Below are 15018 nucleotides of genomic sequence, written 5' to 3'. Positions count from 1 at the left end.
CGATAGGATCTTCTCAAATGTCGTCAGGATCGTCTACAGCAGTGCTTGCGTTCGAGGATCGGCAGTGGCGGCTGCCCGAGATCGACGCGCTGGCCGGCGGCTTGGCGGCCGTCCTGGCGGCCGAGGGTGTGCGTGCCGGAGACCGGGTGGCGCTGATGTCGTCGAATCGGCCGGAGTTCGTCATCGCGGTGCGTGCCATCTGGCGCCTGGGGGCGATCGTCGCGCTGATCAGCCCCGCCTGGAAGCGCGACGAGGTGGCGCACGCCCTCACGCTGGTGCAACCCCGGTGTGCACTCGGTGATCACCCGGTGCTGGCCGAGCTGATGCCGATGCGACACCTCGATGACGTGATGGCTGAGATTCCGGCCGGCACCTGGGACGGTGCGCCGCCGCCGGCCGGCTCCGATGCACTGCTGGTGTTCAGCTCCGGCACCACCGGCCTGCCCAAAGCTGTCCGGCACACCCACGCCTCGCTGGCCGCGGCGGTACGGCACTGGCGGGATGCGTTGGCGCTCACCGCCGTCGACCGGATCCAAGTGGCGACGCCGCCGTCGCACATCCTGGGGCTGCTCAACATCCTGACCGCACTGCAGGTCGGGGCCTGGGTGCGGCTGCACCGCCGGTTCGACATCGACACGATGCTCACATCGATCGGCTCGGACAAGATCACCGTGGAAATGGCGGTGGCACCGATCGCCCTGGCCATCGCCGCGCATCCGAACTTGGAATCGTTCGACCTGTCCTCGCTGCGTTTCATCATGTGGGGTGCCACCCCGGTGACCGCGGCCGTCGCCGACACCGTCACCCGGCGCACCGGCGTGCCATTCGTGCCGGCCTATGGCACCAGCGAGCTACCGGTGATCGCATGCAACCCCCTCGGTGCGGCGCGGCTCGACGACGCGGTTCCGGACACCGTGGGACGGCCGGTGCCCGGCGTGCAGCTGCAGGTAGTCGATGTCGAAACCGGTGAGCAGCTCTCGGCCGGTGTCCCCGGCGAGATCGTGGTCCGGTCCGAATCCCTGATGGCCGGTTATCTTCCCGCGTCGGCGACCGCAGAAGTCGTGCGCGACGGCTGGTTTCACACCGGCGATGTGGGATACCTCGACGCCGGTGGCTGGTTGCGGATCACCGATCGCTGCAAGGAGATGATCAAGGTCCGCGGCTTTCAGGTCGCCCCTGCCGAGATCGAGGCGGTGTTGCACGAGCACCCGGCGGTCGCTGACTGCGGCGTGTTCGGGGTGCCCGACGAACGTGACGGTGAGGCCATCGTTGCGGCGGTCGCCCTGCGTGCCCCGGTCAGCGACGACGAACTGTGCGCCCTGGTCAGCGACCGCCTCGCGTCCTACAAGCGGCTGCGCCGGGTGGTGGTCGTGCCCGAGATCCCCCGGTTGCCTTCCGGAAAGCTGTTGCGCCGACTACTGAAGGAGCGCCTATGGATGTCCGGCTGAATGCCGAGCAGCGCCAACTGCGAGATGCCGCGGCCAAGCTCGCCGATGATCTGGGGCCCGACTCGGTTGCCGAGCTCGACGACGCGGGTCGGATCACCCGACTGGAACGTGCCGTCGCCCAGACCGGCTGGCGCGCTTTACGTTCCGACGGCGCCTCGGGGGTTGAGGTGGCGATCGTCGCAGAGGAGTTCGGTCGCGGCCTCGTCGACGTGCCGTTCCTCGGGCCGGCGCTTGCCGACGACCTGCACCGCCACGTGGCCCTGAGTGGGGACCCCGCCACCGTTGCGGTCGGTGACACCGCCATCGACGCGCGCGGTGCCGCCCAAGCGGTGACGGTGCACGGGCGCGCGGTGCTGACCGCCCCTGTCGGCGCACTGCGCACCGGAGCCGACCTCACCCGGCCTGTGGCCGACCTTGCCGGTGCGGCGCAGCGGGTCGGCGAGCTCGGCGCCGAGGACGCGTTGCGGTGGCAGGCGTTGGCGCTGGTGGCCACGTGCGCCGATCTGGTCGGCACCGCACGCGGTGCGCACGGTCTGGCATGCGATTACGCCAAGATCCGTGAGCAGTACGGCAAACCCATCGGGTCCTATCAGGCCATCGCACACCTGCTCGCCGAGGGACTGGCGCTGATCGAGGGTTCGGTGAGCGTGCTACGGCACGCGGCCTGGGCGGTCGATGAGGCGCCCGCAGCCGATGCGGTACAAGCCGCCCGGATCGCCAAGATCTATTCCGCGCGCGCCGCTCGGACGGTCTGTGAGACCGCGATCCAGGTGCACGGCGGAATCGGCAACACCTGGGAGTGCGCGGCGCACGTCTATCTACGGCGGGCGCTGACTTCGACCGGCCTGTGGCCCGTGACGATAAGGGAGATCGCAGATGGACTTTCGTGATTCGCCCGCCGAGGCCGATTTCCGCAGCAGGCTTCGGGCCTGGCTGACCGAGCGGGCCGGTACCTTCCCCGCCGCCGGCGACGACGAGTACTGGGAGCGCCAGGGTGAATGGCATCAGGCGCTGTATGCGGGTGGATTCTTCGGGGCATCCTGGCCGCGCGAGTACGGCGGCCAGGAGCTGCCCCCGGTCTATGACGTCATCGTCGACGAGGAACTGGCCGCTGCGGGCGCACCGCCGCGGCCGAGTTTGGGTTATCTGGTCGTCGGCCTGGGCCGCCACGCCAGTAAAGAACTGCAGCAACGGTTTCTGCCCGGCATGATCGATGGCACCGAGCGCTGGTGCCAGGGCTTCTCCGAACCCGGGGCCGGTTCAGATCTGGCATCGCTGACCACCACGGCGACTCGTGAAGGCGACGACTACGTCATTGCGGGGCACAAGATCTGGACCAGTTACTCCGACGTCGCCGACTGGTGTCTGCTGCTGGCTCGCACCGATAAGGATGCGCCCCGGCATCGCGGCATCTCGGCGTTCATCATCTCGATGCACCAGCCTGGAATCGAGCAGCGACCGCTGCAGATGATCAACGGTGTCACTACCGAATTCGGCCAGGTGCTGCTCGACGGCGCGAGGGTGCCGGCAAGCCAGATGATCGGTGCGCCGGGGGAGGGCTGGGCGCTGGCGATGACGGTGGTCGGTCATGAGCGCGAACCGTCGACCTTGGGGTATTCGGCGCGCTACGGCAAGCTGGTGCGCCAGATGGCGAACCGGGTATCCGGTGACGTGCCGGAGGAATTAGCTTGGGCGGCAGTGGAAACCGAGATGCTTCGGCTGCATGTGCGCCGACGGCTCTCCGAACAGCTTGACGGGCTCTCGCACGGGCCGGAGGGCTCGCTGGACAAGCTGCTGATGACCTGGGTGGAGCAGTCCGTCGGCCACGCCGCGCTGGCGGTCGGCGGGGCCGACGACCCGGACCTGCTCAGCGCCTACCTGTACAGCCGAGCCCAGAGCGTGATGGGCGGTACCTCGCAGATTCAGAAGAACATCATTGCCGGCCGAATCCTGGGATTGAAGTAGAGGAGTTTGACATGTACGACATGCCGGCTGAGATCGACGTGCGCGCCGACGGCCCGCTGCGGATCATCACGCTGAACCGCCCCGACGCGCTCAACGCCGTCAACGACGCGCTGCACACCGGTCTGGCGAAACTGTGGCCGCGGTTGGAGGAAGACGACGAGGCGCGGGCGGCGGTGCTGACCGGCAGCGGTCGGGCGTTCTCCGCCGGGGGCGATTTCGCCTACCTCGACGAACTGCGCCGCGACGAGAAGCTGCGTGCCAAGACGATTGCGCACGGCCGCGATATCGTGCTGGGCATGGCACGCTGCCGTACCCCGGTCATCGCCGCGGTGAACGGGCCCGCCGTCGGGCTGGGCTGCAGTCTGGTGGCGCTGAGCGACATCGTCTACATCTCGGAATCGGCCTACCTGGCCGACCCGCACGTGCAGGTGGGTCTGGTCGCTGCCGACGGCGGCCCGCTGACCTGGCCCTTGCAGATGAGCCTGCTGCTGGCCAAGGAGTACGCCCTGACCGGAGCACGTATTCCGGCGGCCCGGGCGGTAGCGCTGGGTTTGGCCAATCATGTGGCGGAAGATCCTCTGGCGGAAGCGATTTTGTGTGCCAAGCGAATCGCTGAGTTGCCGCGCCAGGCGGTGGAGAGCACCAAGCGGCTGCTCAACATCCACCTGGAGCGCGCGGTACTGGCCACATTGGACTTCGCCAACATGGCCGAAGATCAGTCGTTCAAGACCGACGAATTCGCGGCCATCATCGATCGGCTCACCGCGAACAAGAACTGACGGTGCCGATGACCATTGCCGAGTTGCTGGCCGCGGCGCGCGGGGGCTCCGTCCGCGCCACCGGCCGGTTGCTCAGCTTGGTCGAAAGTGGCCGGCGGGCCGAAGTCCTGTCCGCCGTGGGGCCTGCGGCCACGCGAGTCATCGGAGTGACCGGACCGCCGGGGGCGGGCAAGTCCACCACGATCGCTGCACTGGTGGGGGCATACCGACAACGGGGCCTGCGGGTGGCGGTGCTGGCCGTCGACCCGTCCTCGCCGTTCAGCGGCGGCGCCCTGCTGGGTGATCGCATCCGGATGGCCGCCCACATCAACGACCCGGAAGTGCTCATCCGGTCGGTGGCGGCCCGCGGCCACTTGGGCGGACTGGCCGAGGCGGTGCCCGCGGCTATCCAGCTGCTTGCCGCGCTCGGCTTCGACGTGCTGCTGCTGGAGACGGTCGGGGTGGGCCAATCCGAGATCGAGATCGCCGCGATCGCCGACCCGACAATCGTGGTCCTCAATCCCGGCGCCGGTGATGCGGTCCAAGCCGCCAAGGCCGGACTGTTGGAAGTCGGCGACATCGTGGTGGTCAACAAAGCCGACCGCGAGGGCGCCGAGCAGACCGTGCGCGACCTTCGGGTCGAGCTGATGCACACCGGCGCACCGATTCTCACCCTGATCGCTGCACGCGGCGACGGTCTCGACGAGCTGGTGGACACCGTCGAAGCCCATCACCGCACCGACAGTCGGGAGCGTCGGCTGGCCCGGGCGCGGGCGCAGATCCTGTCCTTGGCTCAGACCCGGCTGCGCACCCACCCCGCGCTGGAGCGGCTCACCGAATTGGTTGTCGACGGAACCGACGATCCCTACTCCGCGGCGGAGCGGCTGTTATCTGACTAGCCGACTGGCTACTCTCATCGCATGGCATCCATTCCGGCCGCTACCCAGTTCCGCTTCATTCCCCGCAGCGCGGCGCAAACGCGCATTCTCGACGCTGCGCTGCAATTGATCGGCGAACACGGGGTCGGCGGAACGTCGCTGCAGATGATCGCCGACGTGATCGGGGTGACCAAGGCGGCGGTCTACCACCAGTTCAAGACCAAGGAGGAGATCGTCGTCGCGCTCACCGAGCGGGAGCTGGGGGCTTTGGAGGAGGCGCTGGAGGCCGCCGAAGCCGAGCAGAGTCGGCCGCGGGCACGAGAAGTGTTGCTCGACGGGGTTATCGACATGGCGGTGCGTCGACGGGGTGCGGCCAGCACCCTGCAGTTCGATCCGGTGGTCGTCCGGCTGCTGGCCGAACATCAGCCATTTCAAGAGTTCATCGCGCGGTTGTACGGGGTGCTGGTCGGCGAAGCCGGCGACGACGCCGTGGTGTCGGCGGCGATGCTGTCGGGTGCCATCGCCGTCGGGGTGATGCATCCGCTGGTGGGCCACGTCGACGACGACACGTTGCGCGCCCAATTGCTGCGGCTCACCAAGCGATTCATCGAGGCGCCGGACGTCGATCGCCATTGACCGGCAGATAGCCGATCGGCTATCTTTCGGGTAGTCGATCGGCTAGGGGGCGATCCGGTTCCCGCAATGAAGGGATCACGTCATGCAGATGATCGCCGAAGCGGAGGAGGCGCCGCAGGCCACCGCCTTCCGGGCGCAGTTGGTGCTGCTGTGGTCGGGCCCGGTCGTCGCCGCGGTATTGCTGGCGATGTTCGTGGCATTCCCCGGCTTCTTCCCGCCCATGTCGCCGACCATGTCCGCCGGGCAGGTGGCGCAGTTCTATGACGAGCATCGGTCCTGGATCCGATTGAGCATGGTCGGGTTCAACCTGTGCGGGATCATGATCGTGCCGTTTCTGGTGTTGATCGTGGCGCAGATGAAGCGAATGTCGGGCCAGAGTCACGTCTTCGCCTACGCCTACCTGGCGGCCGTGGTGAGCGGTGCGACGCTGTTTGCGTTGTCCAACATCTACTTCGGGGTGGCGGCGTTTCGCCCGAACCGCAGCCCCGAGGTGATTCAAGCCCTCAACGACATGGCGTGGCTGTCGTTCATCGCGCCCGTCGGCATGATCGTGGCGCAGTTCGCCATGCTCGCCTGCGCCGTCTACTTCGACCGCGGACCCGATCCGGTGTTCCCACGCTGGGTGGCCCACCTGTCGGTGATCACCGCCCTGGCAATGTTGCCGTCGGTCGCGGCGACGGTGTTCACCACCGGACCGCTGGCCTGGGACGGGCTCATCTCGTTCTGGGTTCGCAACGGCGCGTTCGCAGTCTTCGTCATCGCGATGTTCTTTGCGCTGCGTGATGCGCTCTATCGCCAAGGCGTGGCCGAAGGCTTGATCGAAGGACCGGCGCGGTGAACATCGCGACACTGCTCTACGGAGCCCAGGCCGACGAGACACCGCCGGCCGGAGGCAAACCCGATGTGCGGGTGGTGTTCTGGATCTCGGTGACCTTCTACCTGCTGATGGGTCTCGGCGTCTGCCTGCTGGGCCGGGTGACGCCGCCACCGCGCCCCGATGTCGGCATGCCCGAGATCCAGGCCTGGTATCACCAGCATGCCCCGACGATCCAGATCGGCTTCGTGATGCTGCTGGTGATCACCGGCGGCGCCGCGATCTCCAACGGCCTCATCGGCTATCACATGAAACGGATGAGCTCGGGCTCGGTGCTGGCCTACGGCTACATCGGTGCCATGGCGGTCGGCGCGGTCCCGGGATTTCAGCTGATGATGCTGTGTTACCTGCTCGCGGTGTTCCGGGCAGATCGCGACCCGGAGCTGGTGCGCTTCTTCTACGACCTGGGGACACTGTCCTACAACGGATCTCTGGGCTGTTTCACCGCCGCCTATTTCTGTTTGGCGCTGGCGATCTTCTACGACAAGAACAACATCTTCCCAAAGTGGTTCGCCTACATCACCGTCTGGCAGATCGTCACCGAAGTGATCGCCACCCAGATGTGGCTGTTTGAATCGGGCGCCTTCTCCTGGAACGGCATCATCTCGTTCTACATCGCCGTCGTCATCTTCGCCTCCTGGATCGGGCTGATCTTCCCGATCATGTGGGTCACAGGCAAACGCGAAGCCCCCGAATCCCTTGCGGAGGCACGTCGATGACTGACCTGAAAGCGTCTAGCGCTCGTACGCATCTGCCCGGCGACGGCCACATGTGGTTCATGGTGCTTGGCGACCTGTTCATCTTCGGCAGCTACTTCATCGCTTACCTGGTCTTCCGGACGCGCGCGCCCGAGCAGTTCCTGGCCGATCAGCAGCACCTCAACATCACCATCGGCGTGATCAACACCATCGTGCTGATCACCAGCTCCTGGCTGGTGGCCCAAAGCGTGCAGTCCGCCCGGGCCGGCGATCGCACCGGCGCCGTCCGCCTGGTGCGGGCTGGGGCGTTGTGCGGCGTGATGTTCGCGGTGCTCAAGGTTTATGAGTGGTCCGCGGAAATACATGCGGGGCACACCAATTCCAGCGCCTTCTTCAGCTTCTACTACGTCCTTACCGGCGTGCACCTGTTCCACGTCGGCCTTGGCTTGCTGATTCTCGGCGTCGTGATCCGGGAACTGCGCAACCCACGCCGGGCCCGGGTCAGCATGGTCGAACAGGGCGCGACCTACTGGCACATGGTCGACCTGCTCTGGGTCGTCATCTTCGCCCTGCTCTACGTGATGAGGTGAACTCCGTGACCGCACCGCAGCATTCCCGCTTCGTAGCCGACCCGCGGCTCACCGGAACTTGGCTTGTGCTGGTGGTCATCACCGTGCTGGCGTGGTGGCTGGCCCCGGGACACACCTCCGGGCATGTGGAGCCGAGCATCCCGATTACCGTCACGGTGATCGCGCTGTCGGCCGTCAAAGCCCGGCTGATCATCCGCAACTTCATGGAGGTGCGTACCGCACCGATGTGGTTGCGCCGCACCACCGACACCTGGCTGGCCGTGCTGTGCACGGCCGTACTGGTGATCTACCTGTTCTGAGCGGGGAACCGGGGCAGGTTCAGCGGCAGATCGTTGTAGGTGGCGATACCGGGTTCGGCGGCGACGACCGCCGGGATGGCGTTGATCGGCGGCATCGCGGTCATGATGTGGCCGAGCTCGAAGAAGTCGTCGAGGGACTTGGCCGAGGCGATCAGGTCCGGTGGCGGGGTGAACCCGACCTGCATGTTCACCGTCGGCCGGCCGTCGATGGTGATCTTCCAGCCATCGCCGTCGAGCTGCCAATCCGGCTCGAGCGTTTGACCTTTACGCCACCGCACGTTGATGTCGATGACGCATCGGCCGCCTGAGATTCCCTGCCAGCTGGCGAAGACCCCGGCCACATGGCCGGCCGGGATCGTCCATGAAGCCATCGGGAGATCCGCGGTGGTCTGGGCGTACTCGCAGGTGCAGGTGATCTCGTCGAGTTCGACGCCCATCGCGTCGGCGACCAGTCGGACCGCCTCGGCGAAGACCGCCGTGCCGCGAGCGGCCATGGGTTCCAGGTCCGGGTCGTCGATCGCGGCGCCGAAACCCACCGGTCGTTCGGTGTCGGGAGAGTCGTAGAGGGTGGTGTCAGCCGTCTCGGTGATGGTGATCTTGTCGACCCGGTCGCATGCCGTCGCCGCCACAATCGCCAGCAGTTCGGCAAACCCCGGGCTGACTCCGGAGCCGAACAGGGTCGAACCGCCCTTGCGGCACGCCTCGTCGAGCCGGGCCCGGTCATTGCCGAGATTGTGCCCGGTGATGAAAGACGCTGACGTCACGACATTTACGCCCGCCGACAGGATCTGCACCAGCTCGTCGACGTTGATCCACATCGGGTTGTAGACCACGCAGTCGGGTTTGAGTGCCAGCAGCGCCGCAGCGTCGTTGGTCGCGGCGACGCCGAGTGGGTCGATGCCGGCAAGCTCGCCGGCGTCGCGGCCGACCTTGTCGTCCGACCATGCGAAGAGGCCGACAAGCTCGTAGTTCGGGTTGCCGGCGATCGCCCGTACGGAGCTCTTGCCGACGTTGCCGGTCGTCCATTGGACGACCCGGTAGGGGGAGGCGGGGGTGTCAACCATGTCGTTGTTCGGAGTCGCCGGCTACATCTGCGCCCAGACGATCTTCGTCTGGAGGTAGGTCTCGATGCCCGCCTTGCCGGATTCGTAGCCCCAGCCGGACTGCTTGTATCCGCCGAACGGCATCGAGTGGTCGAACTGCATCTGACAATTCAGCCCGACCGTTCCGGCCTTGAGCCGCTTGGCCAGTCGGTGTGCCCGGCCCAGATTCGACGTCCATGCGGTCGCGGCCAGTCCGTAGGTGCTGTTGTTGGCCAGAGCGATCGCCTCGTCATCGTCGTCGAACGGCAGGATCGTGACCACCGGGCCGAATATCTCCTCCTGGAAAAGCCGGCTGGAGTCGGGGTCGACGCCGGTGACCACGGTGGGGTGCACGAAGTAGCCCTTCCGATCCAGCCGGTGGCCGCCGGTGACGAGCTCGTTGCCGTCGGCCTTGCCCTGCTCGAGGTAGCCGAGCACCCGGGTCAGCTGCTTCTGGCTGATCAGCGGACCGACCATGACGCCTTCGTCCTTCGGTCCGCCGAGCTGCATCATGTTGGCCATGTTGGCGATGCCTTCCACGACCCGCTCGTAGACGCCGCGCTGGGCGAAGATGCGCGAGCCGCACACGCAGGCCTGCCCGGAGTGCACGAAGGTTCCGAACGCCGCCATGGTGATGGCCATGTCGAGGTCGGCGTCGTCGTAGATCAACACCGGTGACTTGCCGCCGAGTTCGAGGGTCACCTTGTTGAGATTGGTTGCGGCAGAGGCGCGGACGATCTCACGACCGACCTCGGTGGAGCCGGTGAACGCGACCTTGTCTACGTCGGGATGCGCGGTGATCGCCGCACCGGCGGTGTGGCCGTAGCCGAGCACCATGTTGACCACGCCGTCGGGGACTCCGGCCTCGCTCAGGATGCGGTCCAGCACCAGTGCCGACAGCGGGGTCTCCTCGGCCGGTTTGACCACACTGCTGCAACCCGCGGCCAGTGACGGCGCCAGCTTGGCGCAGAAGTTGAAGACCGGACCGTTCCACGGGAAGATCAGCCCCACCACGTCATAGGGCTCGCGCAGCGTGTAGACGTGCTGATGCGACTCGATGCCCGTCAGGCCACCGGTGTTCACATCGCGGGCGATGCCGTCGATCTTGGTACACCAGCCGGCGTAGTAGCGGAACCACTCCGAACCCACCTTGGTGATGATCGCGGCCTGCGAGGCAGGAATGCCGGCGTTGACCGACTCCAGTTCGGCGAGGATCTCGGCATTCTCGTCGATGAGGTCGGCGACCTTCCACAGCACCTTGGCTCGGTCGTAGTCGGCCATCTGCGACCACACCCCGGACTCGGCGGTGGCCTTGGCCCGGGCGACGGCGTCGTTGACCGCTTCGGGTCCGCAGTCGGTGAACTCGGTCAGCTGCTCTTCAGTGGCCGGATCGATGATCGGAATCACGTCTCCGGTGCCGGGGACCTTACGAATGTCGTCCAACACCGTCTGCACCGACATGGATAATCCCCTTCTCGCATTCGGATAATTGCGTTTGCACGAGGGTATGTGGTTCCCCAGCCGATGTCTAGGGTTGGCCGTGGTCTGCGGCTCAGGCGGGGCGGAGCCGGGCGAAGCGGGTCGTCGTGTGGCGGCTCAGTCGGCGTCGAGCGGTTCGATCACCGCATCGCACAGCTGTCGACGCCGTTGTTGTGGGTCGGACTTTCGTCGACGTATCGGGCCTGTTCGGGTGTAGCCGGCCGGCTCAGTTGCGTCCGAAGCCGTGCGCGCAGAAGTCCCAGACTTCCTCGGCGGTCAGGGGATTGACCGTCGGATCGGCCGAGGCCGGGCTGGATTGGGCGTTGAACATGACCGTCTGCATAACCATGGCCGCCACCCGCCGGGGGTGGGCACCGGTGCGCAGCCGGCCGGCGTCGGCAGCTTGTTCGGTCAGCTCGGCGAGCAACTCCAACAGCGGCGTGTGGGCGACCCGGACCTCGACGGGATGGGTGAGCAGCAGGGTCGGGGCGAAATCGGTGAAGAGCGGCCGTTTGGCGGCCGGGTCCGGGCGCGACGACTCGAACAGCAACTCCACGGCGACCTTGAGGCGTTCCAACGGATCGGAATGATTGGCCGTCGCCGCGCGAATCTGGTCGGCGGCGCGGCTCAGGGCGTCTTCGAAGAGAGCCAGCAACAGCTCGTGTTTGCCGTCGAACTGCAGGTAGAAGCTGCGCAGCGACTGGCGTGAGCGGTCCACGACCTCTTGGACGGTGAAGTCCGTGCTGCCCTTCTCGATGATGATCGACTGCGCGGCATCCAGAAACCGCTGGACGCGTTGCGCCGCGCGGATCTTCGCCGTCTTGATTGAGCGTTCGACCGCGCGCTGCTTCCAGGCGGGTTCTTCGCTCGGATTGGTCACCGGCGTTCCGGACGCTGCGGTGACGGAGGCATGGCGCAACTGTACTGGACGCAAATGCGCCGGTGGCGTAGCGCACCGGCGTGGGGGCGACGATTCAGAGATCGCAACTTCTCCATTCGAGAATGATATTCTCATATCCGCGTCTAGGGAAGCGGACGAGCAAGATCGGCGGCCGCTCGCAAATCGGGTATCCCGGGCGCCCGAGTCGAGGAGTTCTCCAGTGCAACTGACCTTTGATCCTGAAGTCGAGAACTTCCGTGCCGAGTTCTCGGCTTTCCTCGACGAGCATCTGCCCTCCGATGCCGACGCTTTGGAACGGTCGCATTCGTGCTCGGACGTGCCGGACTGGGCCCGCAGCTGGCAGCGACTGCTGTTCGACAACGGCTGGCTGCTGCCGGCGAATCCGCCCGAATTCGGCGGCCGCAACGCCACGATCCTGCAGCAGTACGTGCACTCCGAAGAACTGTCCCGCCGGCGTATCTACCCCAGCTTCAACCCGCAAGGGGTTGGCATCATCGCCGCCTCGCTGCTGTCGTTCGGCACCGAGGAGCAGAAACATCGTTGGGCGGTACCGATTCTGCGGGCCGAGATCACCGCGTCGCTGGGGATGAGCGAGCCTGGCGCCGGATCGGACCTGGCCGGCCTGCAGACTCGGGCGGTGCTCAATGGCGACCACTTCGTGGTCAACGGACAGAAGGTCTGGACCTCCGGCGCCCACGATGCCGACGTGCTGCTGACATTCGTACGCACCGACCCGGATGCGCCGAAGCACAAGGGCATCAGTGTGTTGCTGATCCCCACCGACACCGAAGGCGTTGTGCGTCGGCCCTTTGCATCGGCCTGTGCGCACGACGACATCGACTTCAATGAGGTTTTCTTCACCGACGTCCGGGTGCCTGCGGAGAACTTGGTGGGGCCGCTCAACGGTGGCTGGGGAGTGGCCAACGGCTCACTCGGTCACGAACGCACGCTGCTGTGGATGAGCTTCGCCGACCGGCTACGTGATCTGATCCATGACTTCAGCCCGGTGGACGCGCTGGACCGCGACCGCTTCGCCACCCTGCTGATGGACAACGAGGCGCTGCGGCTGCTCGGCTCGGTGGCCCTGGCGCAGGCCGCGCGCGGTGAGCAGGACGTGCCCGCGCTATCGGTGCTCAAGCTGCTGGGTTCAGAAGCCGTCCAGAACGCCGCGGAACACGCGCTCGACAATGTGGGTGCGGCCGGCCTGATCCACCCCGGCAGCTCCGGTACCTACATGCCGCTCAACGAGGACCACGCCTCTGGAAGCTGGTTCGACCGGTACCTGCGCAGTTTCTCCGGAACCATTGCCGGCGGCACCTCGGAGATCCAGCGCAACATCATCGCGCAGCGGGTGCTCGGCCTGCCGCGCTAAGGGCGTCACCTGGCTCACCGCCTCGCGAGCGGCAATTCACCGACGCCGTAACGGCGTGTCGCGTCGCGAAATTGCCACTCGGCGGCGGTCAGAGCTGCACCATGCGCGGCGCCGAGCCGCGGGCCCGCAGGCCGCCGCCGACCTGGCGGGTCAACTCGCGGGCATTGCCGAGCAAACCGTCGAGCACCAGGACCCGCTGTATGTGGCGGTGCAGATCGTGTTCCTCGGTGAAACCGACGCCGCCGAGCACCTGCTGGCAGTGCTTGGCCGCGGTCAGTGCGGCCTTTCCCGCGGCGGCCTTGGCCAATATGGACGTCAGGTCCGGGCTGTCGATGACGGGCACGGTGAGGGTGGCCTCGGCGCCCTCGATGGCGACCAGGGTCTCGGCCAGTCGATGCTGAACGGCCTGGAAGGACGCGATCGGCTTGCCGAACTGCACGCGGTCGGTTGCGTGCTGGCGGGCCAGCGTCAACATCGCCCGCGCCGAGCCGACCAGCCACCATCCCAACGCGCGGCGGGCCTCACCCAGGCGCATGAGTTCCCCGCCAGGTATCTGGCGCAACGGAAGCCCGCCAAGAACGGGGTTGGAGTCGCGCTCGCTGCGCTCCCAGATCACCCATCGGCCACCGGCGTAGGGCATCGGGGGAGTGCCGCCGGGCAAGCCGCCAATGGTCTCCAGGATCACGTCGTTGAGTACCGAGGCATGCGCCCCGGTCTCGCCGAGCAACCGGAACACCAGCGGGATTGCCAAATCCGGTTCCTCGGAGAGCATTTCCGCCCAACCGAGTTCGGCCAGGGCCTGGTCCAGCGCAGCGCCGGACGACGACGCCATGGTCTTGCGCAGGGTGTCTTCCAGCAGAACGAGCGAAGCGGTGTCCATTCCGGTGGTCATCGTCACTCCTTGGGAAGATCGAGCAGTCGGCGGGCGATGATGTTGCGCTGAACCTCGGCGGTACCGCCGTAGATGGTGGCCGCCCGGGAGTACAGGTACTCGGCGCGCCACTCGCCCTCGTCCAGCTCGATGACTCCCGGCAGCAGGTCGCGTGCGGTGTCATAGAGCAACTGTTCGGCGCCGGCCAGCAACACCTTGTCGACCGAGGTGTCCGGGCCCAGCCGATGACCGTCGGCCAACCGGTGCTGGGTGGCACGGGAACGGCAGCGCAAGGTGTGCAACGCCAGATACACCGCCCCCAAGTCGTTGTCGACCGCGGCGCCTTGGCGCTTCACCTCGGCGATCAGCGCATCGAAGCGTGAGTACAGGTAGGCGATGCGTTGCCAGAAGCAGGTCGAGCGTTCGTAGGGCAGCAGGTCCATGGCCAGCTGCCAGCCGTCGCCGGGCTTGCCGAGCATCCGTGAGCCGTCGACGACGACGTCATCGAAGTAGACCTCGCAGAACTCGTCGACGCCGTGCATGGTGCGCAGCGGGCGCACATCGATACCCGGGGTGTCGGTGTCGACGAAGAAGGCGGTGATCGCCTGGTGATTCGGCGTCTCGGCGTCCCCGGTGCGGGTCAGCAGGATGCAGCGCTGCGAGTACTGGGCGAAGCTGGTCCAGACCTTTTGGCCGTTGATCACCCACTGGTCGCCCCGTGGCACGGCGCGGGTGCTCAGCGATGCCAGGTCGCTGCCGGATCCTGGCTCGGAAAAACCCTGGCACCACTGTTCTTTGCCGCTGAGCAACTTCGGGACCATCGCAGCGGCCAGCTCCGGGGTGGCGTAATCGATCATCGTCGGTGCCAGCACCTCAAGCATGGAGTAGGGGCCCGGTTCCACCAGGCGCCGGCCGACCACCTCCTCACCCACGATGGCGCGCAGCATGGCTGGTCCGCCCAGGCCGCCGGCGTGCTCGGGCCAGCCGTAGCGGCTCCACCCGGCCTGGTAGAGCGCCTGCTGCACCCGGGCGAACTGATGCAGATGTGCCTTCAGGGAGTGATCGGGAGGCGGTGTCAGATCAGTAGATTCGAGCCAGGCGCGTAGTTGCGTGCGGAACTCGGCGGGATCGTGCAGCGCACTCATCCCAGGTGTCGATGGCCCGATG

Annotated in this window: 16 protein-coding genes; 11 read left to right on the top strand and 5 right to left on the bottom strand. The window is 66.6% G+C overall.

Features of this window, described 5'->3' with window-relative positions; translation table 11 throughout:
- Positions 1–17 precede the first annotated feature (17 nt).
- The 10 genes from MJO54_RS19845 (at position 18) to MJO54_RS19800 (ending at position 8146) form a co-directional block, all read left to right on the top strand.
- Positions 18–1448: a class I adenylate-forming enzyme family protein gene (locus tag MJO54_RS19845; protein ID WP_240175368.1), complete on the top strand. Its 1431-nt coding sequence runs from the start codon at positions 18–20 to the stop codon at positions 1446–1448.
- Positions 1433–2338 (top strand): acyl-CoA dehydrogenase family protein, encoded by a 906-nt coding sequence (locus MJO54_RS19840; protein ID WP_064889886.1) that lies wholly within the window; start codon positions 1433–1435, stop codon positions 2336–2338. The genes MJO54_RS19845 and MJO54_RS19840 overlap by 16 nt, the downstream gene beginning before the upstream one ends.
- Positions 2325–3413 (top strand): acyl-CoA dehydrogenase family protein, encoded by a 1089-nt coding sequence (locus tag MJO54_RS19835; protein ID WP_240175367.1) that lies wholly within the window; start codon positions 2325–2327, stop codon positions 3411–3413. The genes MJO54_RS19840 and MJO54_RS19835 overlap by 14 nt, the downstream gene beginning before the upstream one ends.
- An 11-nt stretch (positions 3414–3424) precedes the next feature.
- A complete protein-coding gene (locus tag MJO54_RS19830; RefSeq protein WP_064889888.1) occupies positions 3425–4192 on the top strand; it encodes an enoyl-CoA hydratase/isomerase family protein in 768 nt (255 codons plus the stop codon).
- Between the two features lie 8 nt (positions 4193–4200).
- A complete protein-coding gene (gene meaB / locus MJO54_RS19825) occupies positions 4201–5070 on the top strand; it encodes a methylmalonyl Co-A mutase-associated GTPase MeaB (RefSeq protein ID WP_064889958.1) in 870 nt (289 codons plus the stop codon).
- A gap of 21 nt (positions 5071–5091) precedes the next feature.
- Positions 5092–5685 carry a TetR/AcrR family transcriptional regulator gene (locus MJO54_RS19820; protein ID WP_064889890.1) on the top strand — a complete coding sequence of 198 codons (594 nt, stop codon included), beginning with the start codon at positions 5092–5094 and terminating at the stop codon, positions 5683–5685.
- A gap of 82 nt (positions 5686–5767) precedes the next feature.
- Positions 5768–6523, top strand: a complete 756-nt coding sequence (locus tag MJO54_RS19815) for a hypothetical protein (RefSeq protein WP_240175366.1) — start codon at positions 5768–5770, stop codon at positions 6521–6523.
- Complete coding sequence (locus MJO54_RS19810; protein ID WP_434085417.1) at positions 6520–7278, top strand: hypothetical protein; 759 nt, start codon at positions 6520–6522, stop codon at positions 7276–7278. Before MJO54_RS19815 ends, MJO54_RS19810 begins: the two co-directional genes overlap by 4 nt.
- On the top strand, positions 7275–7847 hold the full coding sequence (locus MJO54_RS19805; RefSeq protein WP_064889892.1) for a cytochrome c oxidase subunit 3: 573 nt from the start codon (positions 7275–7277) through the stop codon (positions 7845–7847). Before MJO54_RS19810 ends, MJO54_RS19805 begins: the two co-directional genes overlap by 4 nt.
- Before the next feature lie 5 nt (positions 7848–7852).
- Positions 7853–8146 carry a cytochrome C oxidase subunit IV family protein gene (locus MJO54_RS19800; protein WP_064889962.1) on the top strand — a complete coding sequence of 98 codons (294 nt, stop codon included), beginning with the start codon at positions 7853–7855 and terminating at the stop codon, positions 8144–8146.
- Here MJO54_RS19800 and MJO54_RS19795 read toward each other — a convergent pair.
- From MJO54_RS19795 to MJO54_RS19785, 3 genes are all read right to left on the bottom strand, one after another.
- Complete coding sequence (locus MJO54_RS19795) at positions 8134–9210, bottom strand: NAD(P)H-dependent amine dehydrogenase family protein (protein ID WP_064889894.1); 1077 nt, start codon at positions 9208–9210, stop codon at positions 8134–8136. The two genes, MJO54_RS19800 and MJO54_RS19795, sit on opposite strands and share 13 nt — an antisense overlap.
- A gap of 21 nt (positions 9211–9231) precedes the next feature.
- On the bottom strand, positions 9232–10689 hold the full coding sequence (locus MJO54_RS19790) for an aldehyde dehydrogenase family protein (RefSeq protein ID WP_064889896.1): 1458 nt from the start codon (positions 10687–10689) through the stop codon (positions 9232–9234).
- A 244-nt stretch (positions 10690–10933) separates the two neighbouring features.
- The gene (locus tag MJO54_RS19785) at positions 10934–11587 is read right to left on the bottom strand and encodes a TetR/AcrR family transcriptional regulator (protein ID WP_046282777.1); all 654 of its coding nucleotides are present in this window, start codon (positions 11585–11587) and stop codon (positions 10934–10936) included.
- A 220-nt stretch (positions 11588–11807) separates the two neighbouring features.
- Here MJO54_RS19785 and MJO54_RS19780 point away from each other — a divergent pair, with 220 nt between their 5' ends.
- On the top strand, positions 11808–12980 hold the full coding sequence (locus tag MJO54_RS19780) for an acyl-CoA dehydrogenase family protein (protein ID WP_046282778.1): 1173 nt from the start codon (positions 11808–11810) through the stop codon (positions 12978–12980).
- 88 nt (positions 12981–13068) lie between these two features.
- Here the strand turns inward: MJO54_RS19780 and MJO54_RS19775 are convergent, their stop codons facing one another.
- Both MJO54_RS19775 and MJO54_RS19770 read right to left on the bottom strand, forming a co-directional pair.
- Complete coding sequence (locus tag MJO54_RS19775) at positions 13069–13872, bottom strand: acyl-CoA dehydrogenase family protein (protein WP_046282779.1); 804 nt, start codon at positions 13870–13872, stop codon at positions 13069–13071.
- A gap of 2 nt (positions 13873–13874) precedes the next feature.
- A complete protein-coding gene (locus MJO54_RS19770) occupies positions 13875–14996 on the bottom strand; it encodes an acyl-CoA dehydrogenase family protein (RefSeq protein WP_046282780.1) in 1122 nt (373 codons plus the stop codon).
- Between the last annotated feature and the right edge of the window lie 22 nt (positions 14997–15018).

This window comes from Mycolicibacter virginiensis (assembly GCF_022374935.2).
Classification (GTDB): domain Bacteria; phylum Actinomycetota; class Actinomycetes; order Mycobacteriales; family Mycobacteriaceae; genus Mycobacterium; species Mycobacterium virginiense.
This window is presented reverse-complemented; position numbering and strand designations above follow the sequence as displayed.

Coding starts and splice junctions, on each gene's coding strand:
- MJO54_RS19795 (WP_064889894.1), bottom strand. CDS start 9,210: ATGGTTGACACCCCCGCCTCCCCCTACCGGGTCGTCCAATGGACGACC.
- MJO54_RS19820 (WP_064889890.1), top strand. CDS start 5,092: ATGGCATCCATTCCGGCCGCTACCCAGTTCCGCTTCATTCCCCGCAGC.
- meaB (WP_064889958.1), top strand. CDS start 4,201: ATGACCATTGCCGAGTTGCTGGCCGCGGCGCGCGGGGGCTCCGTCCGC.
- MJO54_RS19790 (WP_064889896.1), bottom strand. CDS start 10,689: ATGTCGGTGCAGACGGTGTTGGACGACATTCGTAAGGTCCCCGGCACC.
- MJO54_RS19835 (WP_240175367.1), top strand. CDS start 2,325: ATGGACTTTCGTGATTCGCCCGCCGAGGCCGATTTCCGCAGCAGGCTT.
- MJO54_RS19770 (WP_046282780.1), bottom strand. CDS start 14,996: ATGAGTGCGCTGCACGATCCCGCCGAGTTCCGCACGCAACTACGCGCC.
- MJO54_RS19830 (WP_064889888.1), top strand. CDS start 3,425: ATGTACGACATGCCGGCTGAGATCGACGTGCGCGCCGACGGCCCGCTG.
- MJO54_RS19775 (WP_046282779.1), bottom strand. CDS start 13,872: ATGACCACCGGAATGGACACCGCTTCGCTCGTTCTGCTGGAAGACACC.
- MJO54_RS19840 (WP_064889886.1), top strand. CDS start 1,433: ATGGATGTCCGGCTGAATGCCGAGCAGCGCCAACTGCGAGATGCCGCG.
- MJO54_RS19815 (WP_240175366.1), top strand. CDS start 5,768: ATGCAGATGATCGCCGAAGCGGAGGAGGCGCCGCAGGCCACCGCCTTC.
- MJO54_RS19845 (WP_240175368.1), top strand. CDS start 18: ATGTCGTCAGGATCGTCTACAGCAGTGCTTGCGTTCGAGGATCGGCAG.
- MJO54_RS19805 (WP_064889892.1), top strand. CDS start 7,275: ATGACTGACCTGAAAGCGTCTAGCGCTCGTACGCATCTGCCCGGCGAC.